At 68.5% G+C, this 9,762-nt stretch carries 12 protein-coding genes; 2 read left to right on the top strand and 10 right to left on the bottom strand.

Annotated features, from left to right (window positions below; all coding sequences use genetic code 11):
- Positions 1 to 626, bottom strand: a 626-nt coding sequence (locus JMF86_RS21340; RefSeq protein ID WP_201317141.1) for a zinc-binding alcohol dehydrogenase family protein, incomplete at its 3' end; no start/stop codon positions are given.
- A gap of 32 nt (positions 627 to 658) precedes the next feature.
- Positions 659 to 910 (bottom strand): hypothetical protein, encoded by a 252-nt coding sequence (locus JMF86_RS21345; protein ID WP_006479165.1) that lies wholly within the window; start codon positions 908 to 910, stop codon positions 659 to 661.
- A 95-nt stretch (positions 911 to 1,005) separates the two neighbouring features.
- Between JMF86_RS21345 and JMF86_RS21350 the strand changes: the two genes are divergently transcribed.
- Positions 1,006 to 1,797, top strand: a complete 792-nt coding sequence (locus JMF86_RS21350; RefSeq protein WP_011547836.1) for a helix-turn-helix domain-containing protein — start codon at positions 1,006 to 1,008, stop codon at positions 1,795 to 1,797.
- A gap of 75 nt (positions 1,798 to 1,872) precedes the next feature.
- Here the strand turns inward: JMF86_RS21350 and hpaI are convergent, their stop codons facing one another.
- The 7 genes from hpaI to JMF86_RS21385 are packed head-to-tail and all read right to left on the bottom strand — an operon-like array spanning position 1,873 to position 7,787.
- A complete protein-coding gene (gene hpaI / locus JMF86_RS21355) occupies positions 1,873 to 2,679 on the bottom strand; it encodes a 4-hydroxy-2-oxoheptanedioate aldolase (protein ID WP_011547837.1) in 807 nt (268 codons plus the stop codon).
- A gap of 12 nt (positions 2,680 to 2,691) precedes the next feature.
- Positions 2,692 to 3,495, bottom strand: a complete 804-nt coding sequence (gene hpaH, locus JMF86_RS21360; RefSeq protein ID WP_006479168.1) for a 2-oxo-hept-4-ene-1,7-dioate hydratase — start codon at positions 3,493 to 3,495, stop codon at positions 2,692 to 2,694.
- Positions 3,496 to 3,514: 19 nt separating this feature from the next.
- Positions 3,515 to 3,907, bottom strand: a complete 393-nt coding sequence (locus JMF86_RS21365; RefSeq protein WP_011547838.1) for a 5-carboxymethyl-2-hydroxymuconate Delta-isomerase — start codon at positions 3,905 to 3,907, stop codon at positions 3,515 to 3,517.
- A gap of 44 nt (positions 3,908 to 3,951) precedes the next feature.
- Positions 3,952 to 4,800 carry a 3,4-dihydroxyphenylacetate 2,3-dioxygenase gene (gene hpaD / locus JMF86_RS21370; RefSeq protein ID WP_011547839.1) on the bottom strand — a complete coding sequence of 283 codons (849 nt, stop codon included), beginning with the start codon at positions 4,798 to 4,800 and terminating at the stop codon, positions 3,952 to 3,954.
- Between the two features lie 46 nt (positions 4,801 to 4,846).
- The gene (gene hpaE / locus JMF86_RS21375; RefSeq protein ID WP_011547840.1) at positions 4,847 to 6,310 is read right to left on the bottom strand and encodes a 5-carboxymethyl-2-hydroxymuconate semialdehyde dehydrogenase; all 1,464 of its coding nucleotides are present in this window, start codon (positions 6,308 to 6,310) and stop codon (positions 4,847 to 4,849) included.
- Positions 6,311 to 6,336: 26 nt separating this feature from the next.
- Entirely contained in the window at positions 6,337 to 7,101 is a 765-nt protein-coding gene (locus JMF86_RS21380; protein WP_006479172.1) for a fumarylacetoacetate hydrolase family protein, read from the bottom strand.
- Positions 7,098 to 7,787 (bottom strand): fumarylacetoacetate hydrolase family protein, encoded by a 690-nt coding sequence (locus JMF86_RS21385; RefSeq protein ID WP_011547841.1) that lies wholly within the window; start codon positions 7,785 to 7,787, stop codon positions 7,098 to 7,100. The genes JMF86_RS21380 and JMF86_RS21385 overlap by 4 nt, the downstream gene beginning before the upstream one ends.
- A gap of 152 nt (positions 7,788 to 7,939) precedes the next feature.
- On the opposite strand from JMF86_RS21385, the gene hpaR reads away from it, so the two are divergent.
- The gene (hpaR, locus tag JMF86_RS21390) at positions 7,940 to 8,380 is read left to right on the top strand and encodes a homoprotocatechuate degradation operon regulator HpaR (RefSeq protein WP_012338289.1); all 441 of its coding nucleotides are present in this window, start codon (positions 7,940 to 7,942) and stop codon (positions 8,378 to 8,380) included.
- Between the two features lie 75 nt (positions 8,381 to 8,455).
- Here the strand turns inward: hpaR and JMF86_RS21395 are convergent, their stop codons facing one another.
- Positions 8,456 to 9,670, bottom strand: coding sequence for an SDR family oxidoreductase (locus JMF86_RS21395; protein ID WP_011694717.1), 1,215 nt, complete (start codon positions 9,668 to 9,670; stop codon positions 8,456 to 8,458).
- Positions 9,671 to 9,762 lie beyond the last annotated feature (92 nt).

Consider the following 9,762-nt stretch of genomic DNA (forward strand, 5'->3'; position numbering starts at 1 on the left):
TAATCGAGCACGACGTCCACGCCCGCGCGGAAATGCGGTTCGAGCGCCCGCGCCAGATGCACGTCGTCCTGCTGCAGCGACACCACCGCGTCCGCGCCGGCACTCAGCAACGCCTGCAGCGCGGCCGCGTTGCGGCCTGTCGCGATCACCTTCGCCGCGCCGAGATGCTTCGCGATCCGCACCGCGAGCCGCCCCGACGTCCCCGTTGCGCCGTTGACGAGCACCGTCTCGCCCGCGACGAACCCCGCGCGTTCGGTCAGCGCCGCCCACGACGACATCCCCGGAATCGCGATCGCCGCCGCCGTGACATCGTCGAGCGCGTCCGGCAGCGGCACGCACTGCGTATCGGGCGCGATCGTACGTTCGGCCATTGCGCCGAACGGCGCGGGCGCACCGAAGAAGTAGACGCGCCGACCATCTTCGAGACGCCCCACGCCGTCGACACCGACGACGAACGGATAACCGCCAACGGACGAATAATGCGTCCCCGCCGCACGCCCCTGCGCGATGCGGCTCAGCGCGGACGCCGTCACGTCGATCAGGCTGTGGCCCGGCATCGCGCCCGGCGGTTCGAACTCCGTATAAACCGGACGTTGTCCAGCGCCTTCAACGACTGCTGCTTTCATGGTGATTCCTTCAATTCTGGAGGGGTGGGCCTTTATCGGGCATCGAGCCATGCGCGCAGCGCGGGATCGCGTACTTCGAGCACGTCGAACAGGCCGAGCGCACGCAGCGCGGGCAATGCGTCGATCGCATCGGCCTCCGCGCGCGCCCTCTCGGCCGGCGCGGCGTTCGGATCGGTCAATACACGCGCATTGACCAGAAACGCGCCGACGGTCCCCTTGCGGATCGTCGTTCCGCCGGCATCGACTTGGTTGGCATGGTCGGGAAGCATCTGTTCGGCTCGCATCGCGTCTTGCTCCGGTTGTCATCGATGGACGCAGTGTAGGCGTGCGAAACCGGCCGATCTCCGGTATAACAGCCATTCGATACCGATATCCGGCCATGTCCGATCCGCTCCTGCCCGCCCGCTTCGTCACGTCCGACGACGGCCCGTTCGTGGTCGCCGCCGTCCTGTCGCAACGCGACCCGCGTATCACCGCGCCGCATTCGCATGCGCGCGGCCAGCTCGTCGGCGCGCTGAGCGGGCTGGTGACGATCGGCCTCGACGATCAGGAGTGGGTCGTGCCGGCGATCCATGCGATCTGGATTCCGCCGCATTGCCGGCATTCGCTGCGCTCGTTCGGGCCGATCGCCGGCTGGTCGGCGTTCGTCGCGGAAGCCCGCTGCGCGACGCTGCCGGCCACGCCGCGCGCGATCCGCACGACGCCGCTGCTGCGCGAAGCCGTGCAGCGTGCAGCGAGCTGGGGCGATGCCGATCTGGATGCCGCGCAGACCCGGATCGCCGACGTGATCCTCGATGAAATCGCGGCATCGGAAGCCGAGGCGCTGGGGCTGGTCCGGCCGCGAGACCCTCGGCTCGTGAAGATCACCGATGCGCTGGCTGCTGATCTCGCGAACGACCGGCGGCTCGAGGAATGGGCCGAATGGGCCGGCATCGGCGCGCGGACGATGAGCCGCCGCTTCGTCGCCGAAACGGGGCTGACGTTCGCGCAGTGGCGTCAGCAGGCCAGGCTGCTGCGGGCGCTGGAGCGCATTGCCGACGGCGTGCCGGTGACGACGATCGCGCTCGATCTCGGATACGACAACGTGAGCGCGTTCATCGACATGTTCCGGCGCGCGCTGGGGACGACGCCGGGGAAATACATGGAAACGGGAAGCCAAGCGCAGCGATAGGTGCGGCCATGCGCATGCATGAAGCCGCGCGGCGAAAAGCCGGCGGTCGGCACGGGAAAACCGCCCGCCGCCGCATCAATACGTGCCGTCGCCCTGCTTCACGGCGTCGTCGCCGTTTCGTTTGAACTGCGCGGCGAGCCGCTCCGCGCTCCGTGCCAGCAACGTCGTATCGACACCGACCGCGACGAACAACGCGCCCGCTTCCAGATAGCGCCGCGCGGCCGCTTCATCCGCGCTCAGGATGCCCGGCGCCTTGCCGGCCGCCTTGATCGCGCGGATCGCACCGTCGATCGCGGCCTGCACGTCCGGGTGCCCCGGATGGCCGAGATGGCCGAGATCGGCAGCAAGATCAGCCGGCCCGATGAACACGCCATCGACGCCGTCGACCCGCGCAATCGCATCGATCGCATCGAGCCCCGCGCGCGTCTCGACCTGCACGAGCACGGCCATCTCGTCGTTCGCGCGATGCAGGTACTCGCCGACGCGATTCCACCGCGACGCGCGCGCCAGCGCGCTGCCGACACCGCGCATCCCGTGCGGCGGATAACGCGTCGCGGCCACCGCCGCACGCGCCTCGTCCGCGCTCTGGACCATCGGCACGAGCAACGTCTGCGCGCCGAGATCGAGCACCTGCTTGACGATCACCGGATCGTTCCACGGCACGCGCACGACCGGATGCGACGGATACGGCGCGATCGCCTGCAGTTGCGCGAGGATCGTCGGGATCGTGTTCGGCGCATGTTCGCCGTCGATCAGCAACCAGTCGAAACCGGCGCCCGCGACCACTTCGGCGCTGTACGGATTCGCGAGGCCGAGCCACAGGCCGACCTGCGCGTCACCGCGCGCGAGCGCGGCCTTGAAGACATTCGACGGAATCTGCATCGTTCGCTCACCTCACTCGAAGTAGCACTGGATCGTCCCGAGCGGACCGTAGTCGACGCTGAACGTGTCGCCCGATCGCGCCGCGCAGGGCCGCGTAAACGACCCGCCGAGCACGATCTGCCCCGGCTCCAGCGCGACGTCGAAACGCGACAGCCGGTTCGCGAGCCACGCGACGCCGTTCGCCGGATGGTTCAGCACGCCGGCCGCGACGCCGGTTTCCTCGACCACGCCGTTGCGCGACATGATCGCCGCGACCCAGCGCAAATCGACGTCCTGCGGGCGCACCGGCCGGCCGCCGATCACGACGCCCGCGTTCGCCGCGTTGTCGGCGATCGTGTCGAACACCTTGCGCGGCCGCTTCGTATCGGGGTCGATCGACTGGCTGCGCGCGTCGATGATCTCGAGCGCCGGCACGACGTAATCGACGGCGTCGTACACGTCGAAGATCGTGCAGTTCGGCCCCGTGAGCCGCTTGCCCAGCACGAACGCGAGCTCGACCTCGACGCGCGGCACGATGAAGCGGCCGGTCGGGATCGTGCCGCCGTCGTCGAAGAACATGTCGTCGAGCAGCGCGCCGTAGTCGGGCTCGTCGATCTGCGACGTGTTCTGCATCGCCTTCGACGTGAGGCCGATCTTGTGCCCCTTCAGCGTGCGGCCTTCCGCGAGCTTGAGGGTCACCCACGCACGCTGGATCGCATACGCGTCGTCGATCGTGATGTCGGGATGGTCGAGCGAGATCTGGCGGATCTGCGTGCGTGCGCGCTCGGCGTCGTGCAGACGGTGCGCGAGCTGGTCGATGAGGGCGGGTTCGAGCATGGTCGGATCGGGAATGGGTTCAGCCGGCCCGCTTGTAGCGGGCGTGGATGTTGTTGTGCTTGTACGAGCCGCTTTCGCTGAACTCGGTCAGTTCCATCGACAGCGCGAGGTAGCGTTTCGCGTACAGCTCGGCGAAATGGGCCTTGATCGCATCGAACAGCGCGTCGCACGCCGCTTGTTTCGTTTCGTCGCTGCGGCCCGCGCCGATCTTCAGCGTCACGTGGACGAACGCGTCGTCCTCCGTGCCGTCCGCGACGCAATAGTCGTGCAGCTCGATCGCGCGCGAACGGATGCCGCCGGTCGGAAACACGCCGCCCTGCGCGATCAGCGTCGCGTTGATCGTGCGCAGCAGCGCGGGAATGCGGGCGTCGTCGCGGATGTTCGCGGTGTATTCGACGACGATGTGTGGCATGGCAACTCTCCAGTCGGATTCGAAGGCGTGGCGGGCGGCAACGCTCAGGGCAGCGGGAAGATCGCGTTGATCTGCCCGGTGCCGGAACTCGCGAAATAGTCGGTGACGATCTCGACCGGCTTGTCGTAGCGATCCCAGCCGAGCAGCCCGAGCAGCATCGCCGTGTCGTGCATGCCGCCTTCGCCGTGGCAATGCACGTTGTATTCGGGCAGCATCGCGCAGAAGGTCTTGAAATCGCCCTGCTTCCACAGCTCGACCACGCGCAGGTCGACCTGCCGGAAGAATTCGCGGCTGATCTGGTGAATCGATTCCTCGGGGCTGCCGTTGTCGTTGAAGCGGTGCGACAGCGAGCCACTCGCGAGGAACGCGACGTTCGAATCGCTCTTCTCGATCGCCTCGAGCAGCGCCTCGCCGAAGCGCCGGCTTTCGTCGAGCTGATGCCACATGCACCAGCCGGCAATCGACACGACCTTGAAGTGCTGGTCGCCGTTCATGTAGCGCATCGGCACGAGCGTGCCGTATTCGAGCTCGAGGCTGTCGATTTCGTGCGCACGCGTCGCGACGCCGCGCTCGGTGGCCGTTTCCGCGATCAGCCGGCCGAGCGCCGGGTTGCCCGGATACGCGTACTGCATGTCGCGGATGAAATGCGGCAGCTCGTTGCTCGTATAGGTGCCCGCGAACCGCGCATTGCAGTTCACGTGATAGCCGGCGTTGACGAGCCAGTGCACGTCCGACACGACGATCGTGTCGACGCCGAGCGCGCGGCAGCGCTCGCCGATCAGCTGGTGGCCGCGGATCGCCGCTTCACGGCAGCCGTGATGCTTGCCGGGCAGTTCCGACAGGTACATCGACGGCACGTGCGTGATCTTCGCGGCGAGGGACAGTTTGCCCATCGTTCAAGTCTCCCTATCGTTCTTGCGACAAAACGGCCGGCGCCCGTCACACGCCCCAGCGCGGAACGTGATGCGAACCCATCGAGATGCACACGTTCTTGATCTCCGCGAACACCTCGAAACTGTACTCGCCGCCCTCGCGCCCGGTGCCCGATTCCTTCACGCCGCCGAACGGCTGGCGCAGGTCGCGCACGTTCTGGCTGTTCACGAACACCATCCCGGCCTCGATGCCGCGCGCGAGCCGATGCACCTTGCCCACGTCCTGCGTCCAGATGTACGACGCCAGGCCGTACGCCGTGTCGTTCGCGAGCCGCAGCCCGTCGTCTTCGTCGTCGAACGGGATGATGCACGCGACCGGCCCGAAGATTTCTTCCTGCGCGATGCGCATCCGGTTGTCGACGTCGGCGAACACGGTCGGCCGCACGAAATTGCCGTTGCGCAGATGCTCGGGCAGCCCGGCCGGCTTGTCCGCGCCGCCCGCGACCACGCGCGCGCCTTCCTGCTCGCCGATGCGGATATAGCCCGTCACCTTCTCCCAGTGCTGGCGCGTGATCATCGCGCCGAGATTCGTGCCCGGATCGGTCGGATCGCCGACCACCAGGTTGTTCGCGCGGCGCGCGAATTCCTGCACGAAGCGGTCGTAGATCGTGCGCTGCACGAAGATCCGCGAGCCCGCGGTGCAGCGTTCGCCGTTGATCGAGAAGATCGTGAACAGCGACGCGTCGAGCGCGCGGTCGAAATCGGCGTCGTCGAAAATCAGCACGGGCGACTTGCCGCCGAGTTCCATCGAATACTTCTTGAGGCCCGCGCGCTCCATGATCCGCTTGCCGGTGACCGTGCCGCCGGTAAACGACACCGCGCGCACGTCCGGATGCCGCACGAGCGCATCGCCGGCCGTCGCGCCGTAACCCTGCACGACGTTCAGCACGCCCGGCGGGATACCCGCTTCGAGCGCGAGCCGGCCGAGCTGGTCGGCCGTCAGCGGCGACAGCTCCGACATCTTCAGCACGGCCGTGTTGCCGAGCGCGAGGCACGGCGCCGTCTTCCACGTGGCGGTCATGAACGGCACGTTCCACGGCGACACCAGCGCGCACACGCCGACCGGCTGGTACAGCGTGTAGTTCAGCATCTGGTCGTCGACCGGATAGGTGCGGCCGTTCATCTGCACGCACACTTCGGCGAAGAAGTTGAAGTTCTCGGACGCGCGCGGAATCAGCTGCTTGCTCGTCTGCGCGATCGGCAGGCCGGTATCCTGCGTTTCCAGCGCGGCGAGCATCGGCACGTTCTTCTCGATCAGCTCGCCGAGCTTGCGCATCAGCTTCGCGCGCTCCTTCGCCGGCGTGTTCGCCCATTTGGGGAACGCTTCCTTCGCCGCGCGCACGGCCGCATCGACCTCGGCCTCGCCGCCCGACGCGACGTCGGTGATGACGTCGCCCGTCGCCGGGTTCAGCGTCGTGAAGGTTTCGCGGCTCTCCACTTCGCGGCCGCCGATCCAGTGCTTGATGGTCATGTGCTCTCCTTCCTTGGGCGACGGGCTCAGCCGGCGCGATAGTAGTCTGCCTCGCCGACGATCGTGTTCACGAGCCGGCCGATTCCTTCGATTTCGGTCACGACCTCGTCGCCCGGCTGCGTGTCCGCCAGCCCCTCGGGCGTGCCGGTCAGGATCAGGTCGCCCGGCGAGAGCGTCATGAAGCTGCTGATGTGCTCGATCAGCGCCGGCACGTCGAACACCATGTCGCGCGTGCTGCCGCGCTGCGTCTCCCGGCCGTTCACCGTCGTGCGCAGCGTCAGGTCGCCCGCGTCGCCGATCTCGTCGCGGCTGACGAACCACGGCCCGAGCGGCGTGCAGGTGTCGCGGTTCTTCACGCGCAGGTTCGGGCGGTAGTAGTTCTCGAGATAGTCGCGGATCGCGTAGTCGTTCGCGACCGTATAGCCGGCCACGTAGTCGATGGCCTGCGCGCGGCTCACGTGGCGCGCGGGCCGGCCGATCACGACGGCCAGTTCGCACTCGTAGTGCATGTGCGTGGCGTCCGCGGGGCGCACGGTCAGCGACCGGTGACCGACGAACGTATTCGGCCCCTTCAGGAAAATCAGCGGCTCGCTCGGCGCGTTGAACGCGAGCTCCTTCGCATGGTCGGCGTAGTTCAGGCCGAGCGCGAACGTCGTGCGCGGCGCGACGGGCGGCAGCCACGCCACCGCGTCCTCGGCCACCACGCGGCCCGTATCGAGGCGGATCGCGCCGTCGCCGGCCGGTTCGGCCGCATGCAGTGCGCCGTTGTAGATCACGCGCGCCGTCTTCATCGCGCTTCCTCCGCGATCAGCGTATGCCTCAACGTGCCGATGCCGGCCGCGGCGATCTCGATCGTGCTGCCCGCACGGGCATGCGGTGCGCCGCCCGCGACGCCGAGCAACAGCACGTCGCCCGCGTCGAACGACATGAAGGCCGTCACGTCGGCGATCAGCGCGCGCACCGGGCGAATCAGCGTCGCGGTCGACGCGGATGCCGCCACTTCGCCGTCGATCCACACCGTCAGGCCGATCGCGTCGACATCGGCGAGCGCGGCGGCCGGCACGATCGTGGGCCCAAGCGGGCAGAAGCCGTCGCGGCACTTGAAGCGCACGGCCGGACGGTAGTAATCGGGATGCGGCACCGACACGTCGCTCGCGAGCGTGAAGCCGTGCACGTAGTCGAGCGCCCGCGCGGCCGGCACGCGCGTCGCGCGCCGCGCGAACACGACGGCCACCGACGCGCCGATCTCCAGCGTGTCGACACCGGCCGGCACGATCACGGCGGCGCCGTCGGCTGCATGCGTGTTGGCGGATTTGATGTACAGGATCGGCGCCTGCGGCGGGCGGCCGTAAGGCGGTGCGTTCACCGCATCGCCGAGCGCGTCGAGCGCCGCGCGCTCGTTGAGCAAGGCCCCGTAGACGGTACCGATGGCGACCGGCAACGGCGGCGCCGCGGCGGTCGTGCAAGACAGCTCCATGCGTCATTCCCCTGCCGCGCGTCGCGGCGCATCGTCAATAGTTAATATCTTAAGTAAACAATCGAGTGGTGGCAACCTCGATTACCCTGAGATGCGAAATTCATCAGCTTCGGCTGTTAAGATTGATGCGTCCCCGTCCTCTGCTCATCCCGATGAACCGTACGCTCGACCATCGCAACCTGGCCATGCTGCTGCTCGAGGCCCGCGAAACGCTGATGGGTCTGTTTCGCCCCATTCTCAAGGAATTTTCGCTGACCGAACAGCAATGGCGGATCATCCGCGTGCTCGACGGCGAACCGACGGAGGCGCTCGAAGCCGGACAGATCGCGAAACGCTGCTGCATCCTGAGCCCGAGCCTGACTGGCGTGCTGGAGCGGATGGAGCGCGACGGCCTGATCACGCGCACGCGCGCGCAGGAGGATCAGCGCCGGCTGCTGGTCAGCCTGACGCCGCAAAGCAGGAAACTGGTGACGGAGATCGGGCCGCGCATCGACGCGCAATATCGTCAGCTCGAGTCGCGGTTCGGCCAGGACGGCCTGGAAGACATCTACCGCGCGCTCGACCGGCTCATCGAGCTCGGCAGCCAGGCGTAAAGACGGCGCCCGCGCCCGCCACGCGCGGGAGCGGACGCCGCCGGTGCGACGCGGGCGGTCAGCGGGCGATCAGTATCAGTGGATCGCGCCGCGCATCAGCTCGGTCACGGCCACGCCGCGCGACGTGCGCATGCACTCCTCGACGTAATCGATGAACGGCAATGGCTCGAAGTCGATTTCGTCGCGCACGCGGCGATTGTCGAACACGCGATCGACCGTCGCGAATTCCCCGCAGCGCTGCAGGGCCCGGCCGATCACACGCTCGAGTGCCGGATCGGGGCGCCCCAGCACATCACGCACGACGAGCGGCAGTTCCGCCGGCGCGCACGCCGCGTAGCGCGGCGCACCGGTCATTCCCGCCGCCTCGTCCATCGCGCGCACGATCTGCGCGACCTGCGGCGCCTCGTCGCCGGCCGACACGTGATAGACGTCGTGCGCCAGCGTCGGCTTGACGGCCAGCAGCATCGTCGCGCGCGCCACGTCGTCCACCGACACGATGTCGATGCGCGTCATCGGCCGCGCGGTGAAGCGGCGCGCCGCATGCGCGAGCCGGAACATCCAGAACGAATTCGGTGCGGGCCGCGTCCCGAGCACCGTATGGCCGACCACGTGCGACGGCCGCACGACGACGAGCGGCAGCCCGAGCGCGCGCAGACGCTGCTCCGTCCGGGCCTTCGCATGCAGGTAGTCGGCCGCCAGCACCGCGCCGGGCAGGCCTTCGTCGGCCTGCGGCGCGACGTCGTTCTCCGCGTCGCGTTCCGCCTCTTCCTGCACGATCCCGCCGCGGCCCGCATGCGCGTAGGCCGTGCCGACGTACACGAAGCGCTGCAGGCGCGGCGCGCGGGCAAAGCGTTCAGCGAAGTGCACCGCGTCGGCGATGTCGGCCTGCAGATGCGCGCCGTCGGCCGGCGACGCATGGCCCGCGCAGTGAATCACGTGCGTCGCGCCGGCCAGGCGCGGCGCATCGGCGCCGTGCCACACGTCGCCGAGCGCACCGACGATCACGTTCGCATCGGTCAGGCGCGACGCCCAGTACGGCGCGAGCCCCGCGCGCAACGCCGCTTCCCGCAGCCGCGCGACCGCATGGCCGCGGTCCTGCGCGCGCACGACGCACACGATGCGTTCGAGCAGCCCCGCATTGACGAGCGCCGTCAGCACGGTACTGCCGATGAAGCCGGTCGCGCCGGTCAGCACCAGCCGGCCCACGTTCGCCGCCGCGACCGGTGCGCTGGCCGGCGACACGAGGCTCGTCCGCCAGTTGAGCGACAACGCGGTTTTCCAGATCAGCACGATAGTCTCCTTCGAAGAGTCGGCCGGGCGGCGCGGTGCCCGCGGTTGCGGGCGGCGCACGGCTCACCGGCCGGGCCGGGGCTGGACGCGCG

Source organism: Burkholderia sp. E168m15 (assembly GCF_016586105.1).
GTDB classification, from domain to species: domain Bacteria; phylum Pseudomonadota; class Gammaproteobacteria; order Burkholderiales; family Burkholderiaceae; genus Burkholderia; species Burkholderia orbicola.

Excerpts from the sequence above, each read along its gene's own strand:
- JMF86_RS21350 (WP_011547836.1), top strand. The coding sequence starts at position 1,006 with ATGTCCGATCCGCTCCTGCCCGCCCGCTTCGTCACGTCCGACGACGGC.
- JMF86_RS21380 (WP_006479172.1), bottom strand. The coding sequence starts at position 7,101 with ATGAAGACGGCGCGCGTGATCTACAACGGCGCACTGCATGCGGCCGAA.
- hpaH (WP_006479168.1), bottom strand. The coding sequence starts at position 3,495 with ATGCTCGAACCCGCCCTCATCGACCAGCTCGCGCACCGTCTGCACGAC.
- hpaI (WP_011547837.1), bottom strand. The coding sequence starts at position 2,679 with ATGCAGATTCCGTCGAATGTCTTCAAGGCCGCGCTCGCGCGCGGTGAC.
- JMF86_RS21345 (WP_006479165.1), bottom strand. The coding sequence starts at position 910 with ATGCGAGCCGAACAGATGCTTCCCGACCATGCCAACCAAGTCGATGCC.
- hpaD (WP_011547839.1), bottom strand. The coding sequence starts at position 4,800 with ATGGGCAAACTGTCCCTCGCCGCGAAGATCACGCACGTGCCGTCGATG.
- hpaE (WP_011547840.1), bottom strand. The coding sequence starts at position 6,310 with ATGACCATCAAGCACTGGATCGGCGGCCGCGAAGTGGAGAGCCGCGAA.
- JMF86_RS21365 (WP_011547838.1), bottom strand. The coding sequence starts at position 3,907 with ATGCCACACATCGTCGTCGAATACACCGCGAACATCCGCGACGACGCC.
- hpaR (WP_012338289.1), top strand. The coding sequence starts at position 7,940 with ATGAACCGTACGCTCGACCATCGCAACCTGGCCATGCTGCTGCTCGAG.
- JMF86_RS21385 (WP_011547841.1), bottom strand. The coding sequence starts at position 7,787 with ATGGAGCTGTCTTGCACGACCGCCGCGGCGCCGCCGTTGCCGGTCGCC.